This window comes from Streptomyces sp. NPDC060064, assembly GCF_042736455.1.
Lineage (GTDB): Bacteria > Actinomycetota > Actinomycetes > Streptomycetales > Streptomycetaceae > Streptomyces.
Genome location: NZ_JBHWWF010000010.1, coordinates 122,220 through 139,128, shown reverse-complemented (window position 1 = coordinate 139,128; position 16,909 = coordinate 122,220). Strand labels below are relative to the sequence as shown.

Sequence of the window (16,909 nt, the reverse complement as noted above, 5' to 3'; positions counted from 1 at the left end):
AGAAACCCCTCAACTCTCTTGAGGGGAAGGGGTCCTGCGACCGAAGATCCATACATGTTCGGACTCCGGAAGCAAGAACTCAACGTTCTCGTACTGCGTGACGCGGACGGCATCGCCGATGCCGTCCGCGCCGCGTTGGACACTGCCACGCCCGAGGAGCGCCCGGGCCTCGAGCGGGCGGCCGCCCTCGTCGCCGAGGCCGCGGCCGCCTCGGACGCCGAGCTGCGCGGTCGCTGGGTGCGCGGGCATCTGGCCGCGGCGGGCATCGAAGGGCCGGCCGACTCGATCACGGCGATCAAGGCGCTGCGCCAGGCCGAGCGGCAGCTGAGTCTTTACTCGGCGCTGACCCTGGCGAAGGACGCGGAGGCGACCAGGCCCGGAGCCGGTCGGACCGGCCTGGCGGACCAGGCCGGTTAGTCCGCGGGCTCTGTGCGCCCTGTGCCCTGTGGGCCCTGTGTGCGGTCCGCGCGCAGGCTCTCGGCGATGGTCCGTACCGCCGCCATCGCCTTCCTGTGCAGACCGGGCCCGAAGGTGATCCGGGTCGCGCCGAGGCGGCCCAGCTCCGCGACGCTCGGACTGCCCGGCAGCGGCGCGACATTGATCGGGCCTTCGATCTCCTCGCGCAGCAACGGGAGTTGCTCCGGCGGTACGGCGAACGGATAGACACAGTCCGCCCCGGCCGCGACATAGAGCCGCGCCCGGGTGATCGCCTGCGCGGGGTCGCTCACGCCGCGCAGGAACGAGTCGACCCGGGCGTTGATGAACAGCCGGTCGCCCGCCTCCGCCCGTACCTCCGCCAGCCAGTCCGCGTGCCGCTGCGGGTCCTTGAGCGCTTTCGTGGCCGAGTCGGAGTCCTCCAGGTTGCAGCCGACCGCGCCGGTGTCGAGGATCCGGGCCACCAGTTCCTTCGGGGACAGGCCGTAGCCGGCTTCGACGTCCGCGGAGACGGGGACGTCCACCGAGCGGGCGATACGGGTGACGGCCGCGAACATCTCGTCCGCGGGCGTCTGCCCGTCCTCGTATCCGAGTGCGGCCGCGACACCGGCGCTCGGGGTGGCCAGCGCCGGGAAGCCCGCGTCCGCGAAGGCGCGGGCACTGGCCGCGTCCCAGGGGCCGGGCAGGACCAAGGGATCGCCGGGCGAACGGCCGTGGTGCAGGGCGCGGAAGACGGTCACGGTCATTTCTTCTGGACCTCCTGGACCTTCTGGATCTCCTGGACCTTCTGGATCCCCCGGATAGTCCGGTTCTCCCGGATCTCCCGGGGCAGTGGGCGGCGTTCAGTGCTTGAACTGGCCGGGCGTGTAGTGGCCGGGGACCATGCGGGTCGACACGCCGATGCGGTTCCAGGCGTTGATGACCGTGATCGCGGAGATCAGCTGGGCCAGCTCCTTCTCGTCGAAATGCTTCGCGGCGTTCTCGTACACCTCGTCCGTCACAAAGCCGTCGGTCAGGACGGTCACGGCCTCCGTCAGCTCGATCGCCGCGATCTCCTTCTCGGTGTAGAAGTGCCGCGACTCCTCCCAGGCGCTGAGCTGGATGATCCGCTCCGCCGACTCGCCCGCCGCGAGCGCGTCCTTGGTGTGCATATCGAGGCAGAAGGCGCAGTGGTTGATCTGCGAGGCGCGGATCCTCACCAGCTCGAGGAGGACCGGGTCGACGCCCTGCCGGGCGGCCGCGTCCAGCTTGACCATGGCCTTGTAGACCTCGGGGGCGAGCTGTCCGATCTCGAGCCGGGGGGTGTGCTCATGGGCGTAGGACGTGTTCCTGTTCGTCGTCATGGTGACGACGGTACGCGGCTGGTGGCACAGGAGTATGGTCCACTTCCATGACGGATTCCTGGGCCACTTTCGGTGCCGATCTGCATGTCGAGCTGCGCGGCTCCGGGCTGCGATCGGGCCTGATGGACGCGTTGCGGGAGGCCGTGCGCACCGGGCGGCTGGCGCCCGGGACGAGGCTGCCGTCCTCGCGCTCGCTCGCCGTCGACCTGGGCATCGCCCGTAATACCGTCGCCGACGCGTACGGGGAGCTGGTCGCCGAAGGGTGGCTCACGGCGCAGCAGGGCTCGGGGACGCGGGTGGCCAGACGAGCCGTGCCGAGGAAACCGCAGGCGGGCGTGGTCAGAGCCCGGCCGCCCCACCGCCGGCCCACCTACAGCTTGCATGCCGGCACCCCCGACCTGGCCTCCTTTCCGCGCGCGGAGTGGTTGAAGGCGGCTCGCCGGGCGCTGACCGCCGCGCCCCATGAGGCCTTCGGATACGGCGATTCACGCGGGCGCATCGAGCTGCGGACGGTACTGGCCGACTATCTGGCACGGGCGCGCGGTGTGTACGCGGACCCCGAGCGCATCGTCATCTGCTCCGGCTTCGTACACGGGCTGATGCTGATGGGGAAGGTACTGAGACAGCGGCGGGTGCGGGAGGTCGCCGTCGAGTCGTACGGGCTCGATGTGCACTGGAACCTGCTGACCGAGACGGGTCTGCGAACGCCTGCGCTGCCCTTCGACGAACTGGGTTCGCAGACGGGTGAGTTGGCTGCGCTGCGCGGGGTGGGCGCCGTGCTGATGACGCCCGCGCACCAGTTCCCGATGGGGGTTCCGCTCCACCCCGACCGGCGCGCGGCCGCGGTCGACTGGGCGCGCGGGTCGGGCGGGCTGATCCTGGAGGACGACTACGACGGGGAGTTCCGCTACGACCGGCAGCCGGTGGGCGCGCTCCAGGGCCTGGACCCGGAGCGGGTGGTCTATATGGGCACGGCGAGCAAATCGCTGGCGCCGGGACTGCGGCTCGCCTGGATGGTGCTGCCCGAGGAACTGGTCGGGGAGGTCATCGAGGCGAAGGGGTCCGTCGACTGGGTGTCGAGTGCGCTGGACCAACTGACGCTCGCGGAGTTCATCGCCTCGGGCGCGTACGACCGTCATGTACGGGGAATGCGGCTGCGCTACCGCAGAAGGCGCGACCAGCTCGTCCGGGCGCTGGCGGAGCGCGCGCCGGACATCCGGGTCAGCGGCATCGCCGCCGGGCTGCACGCGGTGCTCGAACTGCCGCCGGGCACGGAGGGCTCCGTGATCCATGCGGCGGCGTGGCAGGGCCTGGCGGTGGAGGGCGTCTCGCGCTTCCGCCACAAGGACGCGCCGACGGGGAGGGACGCGCTGGTGGTGGGGTATGCGACGCCGGCGGACAGCCGCTGGGCGGGGGCACTGGACGCGCTGTGCCGGGCGCTGCCGTGAGACGCACCTGGGGCTCGGCCCCCGGACCCCCGCGCCTCAATCGCCGGCGGGGCTTGAAATCAAGCCCGTCCGGCGTTTGAGGACATGCGGCCGAAGGTCGCATACGGGGGCCCGGGGGCTTGTCCCCAGTTACGGGGAAGGGGCGGGTAGGGGGGACAGCCCCGCTCAGGGGGCCGCAGCCTCGGGTGCCTCCGAAGGCGCGGGCGGCTCGCCGAACCGTGCCAGAGCCAACGCACCCGCCACCGCCACCACGAACCCCGTGACTGCCAGCCACGCCAGGCCCTCGCGGGTCCGGTCGCCGAGCCACACCACGCCCACCAGCGCCGGGCCGATCGTCTCGCCGATCACCATGCCCGCCGTGGCCGTCGTCACCGAGCCGCGCTGCAGGGCGGAGGTGAGCAGCAGGAACGCCGCGCCGCCGCCGAGCAGCAGTGCGTACAGGGCCGGGTTGGTGAGGACCTCGGGCAGGGAGACCGTGTCGATCAGGCGGACCGCGACCTCGACCACCCCGAAGCCGAAGCCCGCGCCGAGGCCGAGGACCAGGGCGCGCGCCTTGTCGGGGAGGCGGCCCGCGACCGCGCCGGCGAGGAGTACGGCGAGCGCGACGCCGAGCATCGCCCAGGCCAGCGCGGGCGATCCGGCGCGGTCGCCCTCCTCGCCCGAGGCGAGGCCCAGCATGGCCAGACCCGCGCAGACCACGGCCACCGCGGCCCATTCGGTCCGGCTCAGACGGACATCGAGGAGGCGGGCGGCGACCACGGCGGTGACCGCGAGGCTGGCGGCGAGCGCCGCGCCGACGGCGTAGATGGGGATGGAGCGCAGCGCGACGATCTGAAGGACGAAGCCGAGGGCGTCCAGGGCGAGTCCGGCGACATAGCGCCACTGGCGCAGCGCCCGCAGCAGCAGCGCCGGGTCGACACCGGAGCCGGTGCCGGGTTCAGCGGCGCGGGCGGCGACGGCCTGGAGGACGGAGGCCGTGCCGTAGCAGACCGCGGAACCGAGTGCGCAGATCATCCCAAAGAGCACAGAGCGACTGTAGATGAACCACAGATGAGGAGGGCTGGTGGACCGGGCTGACAGTCGCGCGGGGCGGCCCTCTAGTCTGACCGGCGATCTACTGGCTTGATTCGAACGGGGGCGACCGGCTGATGGCACGACGCAGGCTGAGGTCGAGCACGGTGGTGCTCGGCGGCATGGGGGTGCTCGCGGCGACGCTGACGTCGTGCAGCTCGGAGCCGGACGAGCGGTGTGTCGATCCGGTGACCTACGAAGTGCTGCCGGACTACAAGTGCGACGGCGACAGCGACGGACACAGCAGCTCCGGCAGGTACTACTACGGCGGCAGGGTGAGCGGTGGCCGGGCCGAGGGTGGCAGCTTCGACAGGACTGCCGTCGACAGCGGCGGCTTCGGCGGCTCCAGCTCCGGCGGCGGCTGAGTACGGGGCATACAGAGCATGAAGCGTCACACCATCGAGCCCCGCCCCGGCTGGCAGCAGATCGTCGAGGAACAGGGCCTCGTCTACCCGCTCACCCGCTACCCGGACGGCTCGCTGCGTCCGTACTGGGACGAGAGCGCGTACTACGAATTCTCGCTGCCCGAGGTCGAGGCGCTGGAAGAGGTCGTCGAGGAACTGCACGCCATGTGCCTGGCCGCGGCTGCGCATATTGTCGAGCAGGATCGGTTCGCCGACCTCGGCATCACCGACCCGAGACTCGCCTCGCTGATAGCCGAGTCCTGGCGGAGGCGGGATGAACTCCCCTCCGTCTACGGCCGGTTCGACCTGCGCTACGACGGCACCGGCCCGGCCAAGATGCTGGAGTACAACGCCGACACCCCCACCTCCCTGGTCGAGGCCGCCAGCCCGCAGTGGTTCTGGATGGAGGACCGCTTCCCCGGCGCCGACCAGTGGAACTCCCTCCATGAACGCCTCGTCGACGCCTGGAAGCGCCAAGTGCCGCTGCTTCCGCCCGGGCCGCTGCACTTCGTCCACTCCGACGGCGACGAGCTGGGCGAGGACCTGATGACGGTCGCGTATCTGCGCGAGACCGCCGAGCAGGCCGGCCTCGCCACCGAGGCACTGTCCGTCGAACGGATTGGCTGGGACCGGCTGTCCGGTCGCTTCGTGGACGACCGGCTGCGCTTCATCCGCAGCTGCTTCAAGCTCTATCCGTGGGAGTGGCTGGCCACCGACCGCTTCGGACCGTACGTCCTCGACACCCTGGACAACGGCGGCGGCACCGGCACCACCTGCTGGATCGAGCCCGCATGGAAGATGCTGCTCTCCAACAAGGCGTTGCTGGCGATCCTCTGGGAGCTCAATCCGGGCCACCCGAATCTGCTTCCGGCCTATCTCGACGGGCCACGTGAACTCGCCGCGGAGCGCGGTTACGTGGCCAAGCCGCTGCTCGGCCGTGAGGGCGCCGGAGTCACCATCCACGAGCCGGGTGCCGAGCCCCTACTGCGCGATGAGCCGTGCTGTTACCAGGAGTTGGCCCCGCTGCCCGATTTCGACGGCAACCGCGTGGTGCTCGGCGCATGGGTCGTCGGGGACGAGGCGGCGGGGCTCGGCATCCGGGAATCGGCGGGGCTGGTCACGGACGAGTACGCCCGCTTCCTGCCCCACGTCATCCTCTAGCCCGGTCCGAACGGTCCGAACGGGCCGAACGGTGCGAACGGTGCGAACGGCCCGAACGGGCCGCTCAGCCCTCCAGTACGGCTCTGAGCTGGTCCAGGCCCCAGTCCAGGTCCTCCTTGCTGATCACCAGCGGCGGGGCGATCCGGATCGTCGAGCCGTGGGTGTCCTTGACCAGGACCCCGCGGTCCATCATCTTCTCGGAGATCTCCCGGCCGGTGCCGTGGCTCGGCACGATGTCGACACCCGCCCACAGCCCGCGGCCGCGCACCGCCTCCACCGCGCCGCCGCCCGTCAACAGGCCCAGCTCGTGGTGGAGATGGTCGCCCAGCTCGGTGGCGCGCTGCTGGAACTCGCCTGTGCGCAGCATCGCGATCACCTCCAGAGCCACCGCGCAGGCCAGCGGATTGCCGCCGAAGGTCGAGCCGTGCTCCCCGGGCCGGTAGACGCCGAGCACCTCGGCGGAGGAGACGACCGCCGACACCGGAACGACGCCGCCGCCCAGCGCCTTGCCCAGCACATACATGTCCGGCACGACGTTCTCGTGCTCGCAGGCGAAGGTCCGGCCGGTTCGCCCGAGGCCCGACTGGATCTCGTCCGCGATGAAGAGGATGTTCCGCTCGCGGGTCAGCTCCCGCACCCTCGAGAGGTACCCGGCCGGCGGCACCAGCACCCCGGCCTCGCCCTGGATCGGCTCCAGCAGCACGGCCACGGTGTTCTCGGTCAGCGCCGCGCTCATCGCGGTCAGGTCCCCGTACGGAACGATCTCGAAGCCCGGGGTGTAGGGACCGAAGTCCGCCCGTGCCTCCGGATCCGTCGAGAAGCTGATCACCGTCGTCGTACGGCCGTGGAAGTTGTTGGCCGCGACGACGATCTTCGCCATGTTGTCCGGGACGCCCTTGACCCGGTAGCCCCATTTCCGGGCGGTCTTCACGGCGGTCTCCACCGCCTCCGCCCCGGTGTTCATCGGCAGCACCATCTCCATGCCGCACAACTCGGCGAGCTGTGTACAGAAGTCGGCGAACCGGTCGTGATGGAAGGCACGGGAGGTGAGCGTGACTCTCTCCAGCTGTGCCTTGGCGGCGTCGATGAGACGACGGTTTCCGTGACCGAAGTTGAGCGCCGAGTACCCGGCGAGCATGTCGAGGTAGCGGCGCCCCTCGACATCGGTCATCCAGGCGCCCTCCGCCGTGGCGACGACGACGGGCAGAGGGTGGTAGTTGTGCGCGCTGTGAGCCTCCGCCGAGGCAATGGCACTCTCCGTTGTGGACACGGGATCTCCGTTCAGTAGAGACAAGCCGTCCGGTGTGGGGCGGGGTGGTGCCCCTGTTTCTATCGTCGCTCGCATGGTGGACTAAGAAACCTTGCTGTGGGGCGTGGCCGCTAGGCTGGGTATTACGCACGGCGACTGGCGTACGGGGAAGTGACCTCGAGGGAACCGCGCGCGGAAGATCACACGAGGTGCCGCCCGCCTGGGTACTCCGGGACACATCCCATCCGGGTGCTGCCCGCCCCTCGTCTCAGGCCGAGGGGACCCACGAGCCGCACCCCGGGACCACGACCGAGCAACGGATCGCCCCGGAGGACACCATGACGCTTCCCCTGCCGCACCCCGCACTCTCCGCCACCGACCCGGAACTGGCGGGCCTCGTCGCCGCCGAGGAACAGCTCCAGGCAGAGACGCTCCGGCTGATCCCCAGCGAGAACTATGTCTCCCGGGCCGTACTGGAAGCCTCCGGCACGGTCCTGCAGAACAAGTACAGCGAGGGCTACCCCGGCCGCCGCTACTACGAGGGCCAGCAGAACATCGACCAGGTCGAGCGGCTCGCCATCGCCCGCGCCAAGGCCCTCTTCGGCGTTGAGCACGCCAATGTCCAGCCCTACTCCGGCTCTCCTGCCAACCTCGCCGTCTATCTCGCCTTCGCCGAGCCCGGCGACACCGTGATGGGCATGGCCCTGCCGATGGGCGGCCATCTCACCCACGGCTGGGGCGTCTCCGCCACCGGCACATGGTTCCGCGGCGTCCAGTACGGCGTACGCCATGACACGGGCCTCATCGACTTCGACGAGGTGCGCGAACTCGCCCTCAAGGAGCGCCCGAAGCTCATCTTCTGCGGTGGCACCGCGCTGCCCCGCACCATCGACTTCGCCGCCTTCGCGGAGATCGCCCGCGAGTCCGGCGCCGTCCTGGTCGCCGATGTCGCGCATATCGCGGGCCTGATCGCGGGCGGCGCCCATCCCTCCCCCGTGCCGCACGCCGACGTGATCTCCACAACCACCCACAAGACCCTGCGCGGGCCCCGCGGCGCGATGCTGATGTCCCGCGAGGAGCACGCCAAGGCGATCGACAAGGCGGTCTTCCCCGGACTCCAGGGCGGCCCGCACAACCAGACCACCGCGGCCATCGCGGTCGCCCTGCACGAGGCGGCCCAGCCCTCCTTCCGTACCTATGCGCAGTCGGTCGTCGCCAACGCCAAGGCGCTTGCAGAGGAGCTGCTCGCCCGCGGCTTCGACCTGGTCTCCGGCGGCACCGACAACCACCTGATCCTGATGGACCTCACCCCCAAGGACGTGCCCGGCAAGGTGGCGGCGAAGGCCCTCGACCGAGCGGGGATCGTCGTCAACTACAACACCGTCCCGTACGACCCGAGGAAGCCCTTCGACCCCTCCGGCGTACGCATCGGCACCCCCTCCCTCACCTCCCGCGGCCTCGGTACGCAGCACATGGCCGCCGTCGCCGACTGGATCGACCGTGGTGTCACCGCGGCCGGCACGGGCGACGAGGACGCGCTGGGCGACATCCGGTCCGAGGTCGCCGAGCTGATGGCCGCGTTCCCGGCGCCCGGACTGTCCGCCTAGCGCGGTCACCCGGTGAGCACCGGTGACCGGTGACCGCGATGGTCGGCCAGGTCCGGCCGGCAGCAGTCGGTTCGTCCTCAATCGCCGGACAGGCTCGAAAGCAATCCTGTCCGGCGTGCTCGCCCGGACACGCTCTAGCTGTCGAGCAGCTCCTGACGGGGGCCGGTCTCCGGCGTGCCGCCGCCCCGCCCGAACGGCGGGCGCGGCAGGCGTGAGGCCACCGGCCTCAGTACCAGTGCCAGCACCGCCCCGGCCGCGAGCCCCGATATCGCCCACCACCAATCCGTGGTGCCGTCACCGGCGGCCGCCGCCGCGGGCTGCCGCCGCTCCTCCTGCGGGGGAGCGGCGGCTTCGGAGCTTCCGCCCCGGTCCTGGCCCTGTTCCTCTCCCCACGCGGGCGGGAACATCGCGACTCCGCTCCCGCCGGACTTCTTGCCCATCAGGCCCAGCTTCTTGAAGAGGCGAGTGAGCTCCGCCGGATTCCGCGCCTGGTGCCAGTAGCCCTGCTGCGGCGTCGGCTCCGTCGCGGTGTGTATCCAGACGAGGCCCGGTCGCTCGCCCGGATACACCCGGTCCACGCGCCACGGCGCCACATCGTGGACCATCCAGGTCACATTGACCTGCCGCGTCCCCACCGCCATGTCCAGCGACGGCGGCCGCTCCTTCCGACCCTTCACCTTCTCCGCCCCCAGCAGGTCCAACAGCGCCGTGTACTCCTTGTCGGAGTAGTAGAGCGAGGCCGTCTCACCGCTCTCCGGAGAGGTGATCAGTACGCTCGTCGGCCCTCCCGCCACCGCACTCGGGGCGAAGATCCAGGTCAGTGCGAGCACCGTCGCCAGTGCGGCAAGTCGTCGAAGCAGTCGCATACTTCCCCCAGCCGACGCCTGGTTCGGACCGTCCGCACCGCGTCCGCGTCACCTCTTGTACACCGCCCGCCCCCGCCAGGTTCCCGTTCCGGGACGATCAGCCTTCAGGGCGTGGAATCCGCGATCTCCTTGGCGCGCGGCAGCGATGCCATGCCTTCGAGCCGCAGCGTCGTCCGCTCGTCCGCCGCCATCCACAGCAGCGTGGGACCCGCCGTGCGCTCGGCCTCGATCCACCCGTCGCCCTGGGCGCCGGTCAGCCGGAACCGCAGCAGATGCGGCTCGGCGAACCACAGGCCGCTCCCGCCGCTCAGCGTCACCCACTCAGGCATGAGCCGTGCCTCCTTGATGAAGCCGAGGTCCAGCTTCGCCGGGAACTCGTCCAGCCGTATCGTCCGACCCCCCTCGCTCCAGCACAGACTCACGACCGACCGGCCCCCGGGCCCCATGGCCACCGAGACCGCGTCCGGCTCGCCGAGCCCGCCCGGCACCCGCATCCGGAAGCCGGCGCGGCGCTCCACCTCCGCCGGGGGCACCGGGGCGTGGCACCACGGCACCTGCCCCTCGGCCCGTGGCGGTGTCGACGGGTCGTATCGCACTTCCACCCCGCCGAAGCCGAACCAGTCCGCCACCGTCGCCCGCACCGGAGGCGTGAGCACCAGCACCACCGCGACCCCGGAGAGGGTGACTGTCAGCGCCCGCCACCGCCTGCGCGTCCAGCGCCTGAACCGCTCGGCCCGCCCGGGCACGGCGGGCACGGGCACCGCCTCGGCGAGGAGCTGCGCCAGCACCCGCTCCGCCATCGTCTCGCCGTCGACGTCCGGGATCCTGCTCCCGCGCCCCAGCCCTCGCAGCTCCTCACGCAAGGCCTCGCGCTCCTCGCCAGGACGATCCTCGTCACTCATGCTCCTCACCTCCCTTCGTCGGCAGAAGCCCCGGAAGGAGCCGCTCCAGCTTGCGCAGCGCGCGGTTCAGCCTCGACTTCACCGTGCCCCGCGGCCAGCCCAGCGCCTCGGCAGTCTCCGCCTCGTCCATCTCCAGCAGATAGCGGTAGGTGACGACCTGCCGCTGCTGCTCACTCAGCCTGTCCAGCGCCGCCCGCAGCAGCGCGCTCCGCTCCTGCGCCACGGCTGCCACCGCCGGGTCCGCGGATTCCGGTATCAGCGGCTCTGAGCCGAGCAGCAGCGCCTCCCGCCCGGCGAGCGCCCGCAGCCGCACGGCGGAGCGCACTGTGTTCCTCGTCTCATTGACCACGATCCGCAGCAGCCACGGACGGAAGGCCGCGCCGTCCCGGAACCGCCCCAGCGACTGGTACGCCTTGAGGAAGGCGCTCTGCACCACATCCTCCGCGTCCGCACCCGCCCCGAAGGCCACAGCCGCCCTCAGCGCGACATGCGTATGGGCACGCACCAGCTCCGCGTACGCCTCCGGCTCTCCGGCGCGCACCCGTGAGATCACCGCGGCCTCGTCAACGACGATGCCGCCCCCCTCTTCGACGGCGCGGCCCCCCTCCAGCGTCCCCTCGCGCTTGCTCACGCCTTTCATACACCGGCGGCCGGGGATCGGTTCCACACCTGAGAGAATGATGAGCATGGCCTCTGATCGACCCCGCGCGCTCTCCGGTATCCAGCCCACCGCAGGCTCGTTCCACCTCGGGAACTACCTCGGTGCGATCCGCCAGTACGTGGCGCTGCAAGAGACCCACGACGCGTTCTACATGGTCGTGGACCTGCACGCGATCACCATGCCGCAGGACCCCGCCGAGCTGCGTGCCAACACCCGGCTCGCCGCCGCCCAGCTGCTCGCCGCCGGTCTCGACCCCGAGCGCTGCACCCTCTTCATCCAGAGCCATGTCCCCGAGCACGCCCAGCTCGGCTGGATCATGAACTGCCTCACCGGCTTCGGCGAGGCCTCCCGGATGACGCAGTTCAAGGACAAGTCCGCCAAGCAGGGCGCCGACCGCGCCACCGTCGGCCTCTTCACGTATCCGATCCTGCAGGTCGCGGACATCCTGCTCTATCAGGCCAACGCCGTGCCGGTCGGCGAGGACCAGCGCCAGCACATCGAGCTCACCCGTGACCTCGCCGAGCGTTTCAACACCCGCTTCGGCGACACCTTCACCGTCCCGGCGCCGCACATCGTCAAGGAGGTCGCGAAGATCTACGACCTCCAGGACCCGTCGATCAAGATGAGCAAGTCGGCCTCCACGCCCAAGGGCCTGATCAACCTGCTCGACGAGCCCAAGGTGACCGCCAAGAAGGTCAAGAGCGCGGTCACCGACACCGACACCGTCATCCGGTTCGACCCCGTGAACAAGCCGGGCGTCTCCAACCTCCTCACCATCCACTCCACCCTCACCGGCAAGACCGTCGCCGAGCTCGAGGCGGAGTACGAGGGCAAGATGTACGGTGCGCTCAAGACCGATCTTGCCGAGATCATGGTGGACTTCGTCACACCGTTCCGGAGCCGTACGCAGGAATATCTGGACGACCCCGAGACGCTTGACTCCATCCTGGCCAAGGGTGCGGAGAAGGCCCGCGCGGTCGCCGCCGAGACCCTGGCCGCCGCATACGACAAGGTGGGCTTCCTTCCCGCCAAACATTGAGTGGACACTGATTCCGTACTGAGTCATCACTGAATCAGCACTGTGTCCAAGGACCCTGGCCACACCTACGGTGCAGCCGCCACACTGGCGGCTGCACAACACCTAGCTACCGACGACTGAGGAGAACGACGTGGGGACCGTAACGCTCGGCGTTTCGATCGCGGTCCCGGAGCCTTACGGCAGCCTGCTCCAGGAGCGGCGCGCGGGCTTCGGGGATCCCGCCGCGCACGGCATTCCCACGCACGTCACGCTCCTCCCGCCCACCGAGGTCGAGGCCGACGCCCTGCCCGCGATCGAGGCGCATCTCGCCGAGGTCGCACGCTCCGGCCGGCCGTTCCCGATGCGGCTCTCCGGCACCGGGACGTTCCGTCCGCTCTCGCCCGTCGTCTTCGTCCAGGTCGCCGAGGGCGCGGCGGCCTGCACCTGGCTGCAGAAGCGGGTGCGGGACGCGTCCGGGCCGCTCGTGCGCGAGCTGCAGTTCTCGTACCACCCGCATGTGACCGTGGCGCACGGCATCGCCGATGAGGCGATGGACCGGGCCTACGAAGAGCTCTCGGACTACGAGGCGGCGTGGACCTGCGCCTCCTTCGCCCTGTACGAGCAGGGCGCGGACGGCGTGTGGCGCAAGCTCAACTCGTACGCCTTCGGTGGCGGGGTCGCGGCCGTTCCGGCTCAGGGTGCCCCGATCGACGAGCCCGCCACCACCATCTGACCCGACGTCCGGCCCGGCGGTCCGGCCCACCGTGGCCCGTGCCCCTTGCCCTGTGGTCCGTGCCCCGCGAGGCCGTCAGACGGGCAGCCGGCGGAAGACCGGCCTCGGTACATGCCGCAGCGCCGACATCACCAGACGCAGCGCCCCCGGCACCCACACCATCTCCGACCTGCGCCGGAGCCCCTGTTCGATGGCCGCGGCGACTGCGTCCGGCGTGGTGGCGAGCGGTGCCTCGGCCAGCCCCGCCGTCATCTTCGTGCGTACGAATCCGGGGCGTACGACCATCACATGCACCCCCGTCCCGTGCAGCGCGTCACCCAGACCCTGTGCGAACGCGTCCAGGCCGGCCTTGCTGGAGCCGTAGATGAAGTTGGCACGGCGGGCCCGCTCGCCCGCGACCGACGACAGCACCACGATCGAGCCGTGCCCCTGGGCCTGCAGCGCGCCCGCGCACACCAGGGAGGCCGAGACCGCCCCCGTGAAATTGGTCTGCGCGACCCGGACCGCCGCCAGGGGCTCGGCCTCGTCGTTCGCCTGGTCGCCGAGGACGCCGAAGGCGAGCAGCACCATGTCGATGTCGCCCTCCGCGAAGACCTTGCCCAGTGCCGGCTCGTGCGCGGCGGGGGCGAGGGCGTCGAAGGCGACGGTGTGCACGGCCGCGCCGAGCGTGCGCAGCTCGGCCGCGGCGGTCTCCAGGGCGGGCGAGGGGCGGCCTGCCAGCCAGACCGTACGGGTGCGGCGGGCGATGAGCCTGCGGGCGGTGGCCAGGCCGATCTCCGACGTGCCGCCGAGGACGAGCAGGGACTGCGGGGTGCCGAAGGCGTCCTTCATGACAGGGGCTCCTCAAGGTCGGAGGGAGAGGGCAGGGGGCGGGGGACGGGCAGGCGGGCGCGGGGCCTTGGACGCCGGACGGGCCGGAAGGCTGCCGCAGCCGGGGGTCACAGGGCCAGGCGCCTCGACAGATCCGAGACGAAGACGCCGCTCGGGTCCGCCTCGGCCCGCAGCGCGCGGAATTCGGGCAGTCGCGGGTACATCTCGGCGAGCAGTTCCGGGCGCAGCCGGGAGTCCTTCGCGAGATAGACCCGGCCGCCCGCCGACGCGACCTCCTCGTCCAGCTCGTCCAGGAACGCGCCGAGGCCCGGCAGCCCGGCCGGGATGTCCAGAGCGAGCGTCCAGCCGGGCATCGGGAAGGACAGCCAGCCCGGGTCGCCCTCGCCGAACCGCTTCAGCACCGCCAGGAACGAGGGGCAGCCACGCCGCGAGATGCGCCGCACGATCCGGCGCAGCGCCTCCTCCTGCCCGTGGCCGACCACGAACTGGTACTGGACGAAGCCGCCGCGCCCGTAGATCCGGTTCCAGTGCGGGACGCCGTCCAGGGGATGGAAGAAGGTCGAGATCTTCTGCAGCTCGCCGGTCCGCTGCCGCGGCGCCTTGCGGTACCAGAGCGCGTTGAAGAGCCCGACGGTGCCTCGTCCCAGCAGGCCGCCCGGTACGAAGCCGGGGGCGGCCGGCAGCTGTCCCGGGCGAAATGCGAGGGGCGTGCGCCGGGCGCGCGGAGGAAGCGCGTCCAGCGGTGCGTGCTCCCCGTAGGTAAGGACCGAGCGTCCCAGCGCACGGCCGCGCGCGAGGAGGTCGATCCAGGCGACCGAGTACCGGTGGCGATGATCGGTGGCGGTGAGCCTGGCCATCAGATCGTCGAGGTCCGTGGTCCGTTCGGTGTCGACGGACATCAGCGAGGTCTCGACCGGATGGAGCTGGACGGTCGCCGAGAGGATCACCCCGGTCAGTCCCATCCCGCCCGCTGTCGCGTTGAAGAGGTCGGTGCCGGGGACGACGTCTTGGATCTCGCCGTCGGCGGTGAGCAGCTCCAGCGACCGTACATGGCGGGAGAAGGATCCTGAGACATGGTGGTTCTTGCCATGGATGTCGGCGCCGATCGCGCCGCCCACCGTGACATAGCGGGTCCCCGGCGTTACCGGCACGAACCAGCCGAGCGGCAGGAGCACCTCCATCAGCCGGTGCAGGCTCACGCCCGCGTCGCACACGACGAGGCCCGCCTCCGTGTCGACGGTACGGATCCGGTCCAGCGCGGTCATGTCGAGTACGGATCCGCCCGCGTTCTGCGCCGCGTCGCCGTACGCCCGGCCGAGCCCGCGGGCGATGCCGCCGCGCGCCCCGCACATCCGTACCGCTGCCGCGGCCTCCGCGGGCGTACGGGGCCGCAGCAGACGGGAGGTCGTCGGGGCGGTCCGGCCCCAACCGGTGACGGACACGAACTCGGCACTGAGCATGCCCTCGACCGTATAGCCGCTTATTACCTATTTGCTCTGTATATCCCTGGACTCGCCGAAATGGGTGATTAAACGAGTGTCATACAAGATGGGCGTGAAAGTGGGCCGTTCGCCGAGAAGAGTCGCCCCTGGCTCATGAGAAGGGGTGGCGAGGCATATGGGATACGTCGACTGTGCGGCCGTCGACCGGCGGCTGCTGGCGGCGATGCGCGACTGCGGCAGCGAGCCGCGCGTGGCCGCGGTCGCCCGCGCGCTCTCCTTCACCGGCGAGCACGGCGCGCTCTGGCTCGTCGCCGGGCTCGCGGGCGCGGCGGCCGACCGGGAGCGGCGCGGGGTATGGCTGCGCGCCACGACCCTGGTGGGCGCGGCCCATCTGGCGAGCATGAGCCTCAAGCGCCTGGTACGCCGCCCCCGACCCGAACTCCCGGCTCGCGAGCCCCTCGTGCGCACCACGGGACGTCTCTCCTTTCCCAGCTCGCACGCCACATCGGCCGCCGCGGCCGCCGTCGCCTTCGGTGCGGTGCGACCCGCCGGCCGTCGGCTGGCGCCGCCACTGGCTGCCGTGATGTGCGTGTCCCGACTGGTCGCCGGCGTCCACTATCCGACGGACATCGCCGCGGGCGCCGTGCTCGGCGGACTCACCGCGAGACTGGGCGCGGCCTGGATGATGCGCCCCCTCGCGAGAGCGGCGGAACTCACCGCAGTGGCCGCAGGAGCGGCGGAACTCACCGCAGTGGCCACAGGAGCGGCGGGAGGAGGGCGCGATGACTGAGCGCGGCACTGCGCTGCTGGACCGGCAGGAGCGGCCCACGCCACCTCGGGCCGCGAGCCTGCCCGTCGGCCTGATCAGGACCGCCCGGCCGCGCCAGTGGGTCAAGAACGTGCTCGTCATGGCCGCGCCCGCCGCCGCCGGAGAGCTGGTCTCGCGGCACACCGCCGTCCACATGGCCATCGTCTTCGCCGTCTTCACGGCGGCCGCGGCAGCCGTCTACCTGATCAACGACGCCCGGGACGCCGAGGCCGACCGCGCGCACCCCGTCAAATGCCGGCGGCCCGTCGCCGCCGGGGACGTCCCGGCGGCCCTTGCCTACACCGTCGGCGCACTCCTCGCCTGCGCCGCGATCGGCGGCGCCGTCACGCTGTGCAATCCCATGACCGGCGCGCTGATCACCGCGTATCTGTCGATGCAACTCGCGTACTGCGTCTGGCTCAAGCATGTCCTCGTCGTCGACCTGGTCGTCGTCACCACCGGGTTCCTGATGCGCGCGATGATCGGCGGGGTCGCGCTCGGCATCCCCCTGTCCCGGTGGTTCCTGATCACTACCGGCTTCGGCGCGCTCTTCATCGTGGCGGCCAAGCGGTACTCGGAAGCGGTGCAGATGGAGGGCGGCAAGGGCGTGACCCGGGCGCTGCTGAACGAGTACACGACCGGATATCTGCGCTTCGTCTGGCAGCTCGCGGCCGGTGTCGCCGTGCTCGCCTACTGCTTGTGGGCGATGGAGAGCGGCGGCGTGGCCGGCCGGGCGCTGCTGCCCTGGCGGCAGCTGTCGATGATCGCGTTCATCCTGGCGGTGCTGCGGTACGCGGTCTTCGCGGACCGGGGTACGGCCGGCGCGCCTGAGGACGTCGTGCTGCGCGATCCGGCGCTCGCCGTCATCGGGCTGGTGTGGGCGGCGATGTACGGACTGGCGGTCGCCGACCTGTGAGCGGCCATTCGTCC

The 16,909-nt window shown here is 71.1% G+C and carries 18 protein-coding genes; 9 read left to right on the top strand and 9 right to left on the bottom strand.

Features of this window, described 5'->3' with window-relative positions:
- The first annotated feature begins 54 nt into the window (after positions 1-54).
- Positions 55-417 (top strand): hypothetical protein, encoded by a 363-nt coding sequence (locus ACFWDI_RS14755; protein WP_385303959.1) that lies wholly within the window; start codon positions 55-57, stop codon positions 415-417.
- Here ACFWDI_RS14755 and ACFWDI_RS14750 read toward each other — a convergent pair.
- On the bottom strand, positions 414-1,181 hold the full coding sequence (locus tag ACFWDI_RS14750) for an isocitrate lyase/phosphoenolpyruvate mutase family protein (RefSeq protein WP_385303956.1): 768 nt from the start codon (positions 1,179-1,181) through the stop codon (positions 414-416). The genes ACFWDI_RS14755 and ACFWDI_RS14750 overlap by 4 nt on opposite strands.
- A gap of 96 nt (positions 1,182-1,277) precedes the next feature.
- Positions 1,278-1,778 (bottom strand): carboxymuconolactone decarboxylase family protein, encoded by a 501-nt coding sequence (locus tag ACFWDI_RS14745; RefSeq protein ID WP_385303954.1) that lies wholly within the window; start codon positions 1,776-1,778, stop codon positions 1,278-1,280.
- A 47-nt stretch (positions 1,779-1,825) separates the two neighbouring features.
- Here ACFWDI_RS14745 and ACFWDI_RS14740 point away from each other — a divergent pair, with 47 nt between their 5' ends.
- Positions 1,826-3,226 carry a PLP-dependent aminotransferase family protein gene (locus ACFWDI_RS14740; protein ID WP_385303953.1) on the top strand — a complete coding sequence of 467 codons (1,401 nt, stop codon included), beginning with the start codon at positions 1,826-1,828 and terminating at the stop codon, positions 3,224-3,226.
- Between the two features lie 165 nt (positions 3,227-3,391).
- On the opposite strand, the gene ACFWDI_RS14735 is transcribed toward ACFWDI_RS14740, so the two are convergent.
- On the bottom strand, positions 3,392-4,240 hold the full coding sequence (locus tag ACFWDI_RS14735) for a hypothetical protein (protein ID WP_385304100.1): 849 nt from the start codon (positions 4,238-4,240) through the stop codon (positions 3,392-3,394).
- A 134-nt stretch (positions 4,241-4,374) separates the two neighbouring features.
- On the opposite strand from ACFWDI_RS14735, the gene ACFWDI_RS14730 reads away from it, so the two are divergent.
- The gene (locus tag ACFWDI_RS14730) at positions 4,375-4,662 is read left to right on the top strand and encodes a hypothetical protein (protein ID WP_385303951.1); all 288 of its coding nucleotides are present in this window, start codon (positions 4,375-4,377) and stop codon (positions 4,660-4,662) included.
- 18 nt (positions 4,663-4,680) lie between these two features.
- Complete coding sequence (locus ACFWDI_RS14725) at positions 4,681-5,862, top strand: glutathionylspermidine synthase family protein (RefSeq protein ID WP_385303949.1); 1,182 nt, start codon at positions 4,681-4,683, stop codon at positions 5,860-5,862.
- Between the two features lie 64 nt (positions 5,863-5,926).
- Here ACFWDI_RS14725 and rocD read toward each other — a convergent pair whose 3' ends face one another.
- On the bottom strand, positions 5,927-7,132 hold the full coding sequence (gene rocD / locus ACFWDI_RS14720) for an ornithine--oxo-acid transaminase (protein WP_385303947.1): 1,206 nt from the start codon (positions 7,130-7,132) through the stop codon (positions 5,927-5,929).
- Between the two features lie 317 nt (positions 7,133-7,449).
- On the opposite strand from rocD, the gene glyA reads away from it, so the two are divergent.
- On the top strand, positions 7,450-8,718 hold the full coding sequence (gene glyA / locus ACFWDI_RS14715) for a serine hydroxymethyltransferase (protein ID WP_362678568.1): 1,269 nt from the start codon (positions 7,450-7,452) through the stop codon (positions 8,716-8,718).
- 134 nt (positions 8,719-8,852) lie between these two features.
- Here glyA and ACFWDI_RS14710 read toward each other — a convergent pair whose 3' ends face one another.
- The 3 genes from ACFWDI_RS14710 to ACFWDI_RS14700 all read right to left on the bottom strand — a co-directional run bounded on the left by ACFWDI_RS14710 (position 8,853) and on the right by ACFWDI_RS14700 (position 11,126).
- A complete protein-coding gene (locus tag ACFWDI_RS14710) occupies positions 8,853-9,584 on the bottom strand; it encodes a hypothetical protein (protein ID WP_385303945.1) in 732 nt (243 codons plus the stop codon).
- Between the two features lie 104 nt (positions 9,585-9,688).
- Complete coding sequence (locus tag ACFWDI_RS14705; protein WP_385303943.1) at positions 9,689-10,486, bottom strand: hypothetical protein; 798 nt, start codon at positions 10,484-10,486, stop codon at positions 9,689-9,691.
- Entirely contained in the window at positions 10,479-11,126 is a 648-nt protein-coding gene (locus ACFWDI_RS14700) for an RNA polymerase sigma factor (protein ID WP_385304098.1), read from the bottom strand. The genes ACFWDI_RS14705 and ACFWDI_RS14700 overlap by 8 nt, the downstream gene beginning before the upstream one ends.
- Positions 11,127-11,163: 37 nt before the next feature.
- Between ACFWDI_RS14700 and trpS the strand changes: the two genes are divergently transcribed.
- Both trpS and ACFWDI_RS14690 read left to right on the top strand, forming a co-directional pair.
- A complete protein-coding gene (gene trpS, locus ACFWDI_RS14695) occupies positions 11,164-12,186 on the top strand; it encodes a tryptophan--tRNA ligase (RefSeq protein ID WP_385303941.1) in 1,023 nt (340 codons plus the stop codon).
- 130 nt (positions 12,187-12,316) lie between these two features.
- Complete coding sequence (locus ACFWDI_RS14690; protein ID WP_385303938.1) at positions 12,317-12,898, top strand: 2'-5' RNA ligase family protein; 582 nt, start codon at positions 12,317-12,319, stop codon at positions 12,896-12,898.
- 75 nt (positions 12,899-12,973) lie between these two features.
- On the opposite strand, the gene ACFWDI_RS14685 is transcribed toward ACFWDI_RS14690, so the two are convergent.
- On the bottom strand, positions 12,974-13,729 hold the full coding sequence (locus ACFWDI_RS14685; protein WP_385303936.1) for a decaprenylphospho-beta-D-erythro-pentofuranosid-2-ulose 2-reductase: 756 nt from the start codon (positions 13,727-13,729) through the stop codon (positions 12,974-12,976).
- A gap of 107 nt (positions 13,730-13,836) precedes the next feature.
- The gene (locus ACFWDI_RS14680) at positions 13,837-15,189 is read right to left on the bottom strand and encodes an FAD-binding protein (protein ID WP_385303934.1); all 1,353 of its coding nucleotides are present in this window, start codon (positions 15,187-15,189) and stop codon (positions 13,837-13,839) included.
- A gap of 157 nt (positions 15,190-15,346) precedes the next feature.
- Between ACFWDI_RS14680 and ACFWDI_RS14675 the strand changes: the two genes are divergently transcribed.
- Positions 15,347-15,961, top strand: a complete 615-nt coding sequence (locus tag ACFWDI_RS14675; protein WP_385303932.1) for a phosphatase PAP2 family protein — start codon at positions 15,347-15,349, stop codon at positions 15,959-15,961.
- On the top strand, positions 15,954-16,895 hold the full coding sequence (locus tag ACFWDI_RS14670) for a decaprenyl-phosphate phosphoribosyltransferase (protein ID WP_385303929.1): 942 nt from the start codon (positions 15,954-15,956) through the stop codon (positions 16,893-16,895). Before ACFWDI_RS14675 ends, ACFWDI_RS14670 begins: the two co-directional genes overlap by 8 nt.
- The last annotated feature ends 14 nt before the right edge of the window (positions 16,896-16,909 follow it).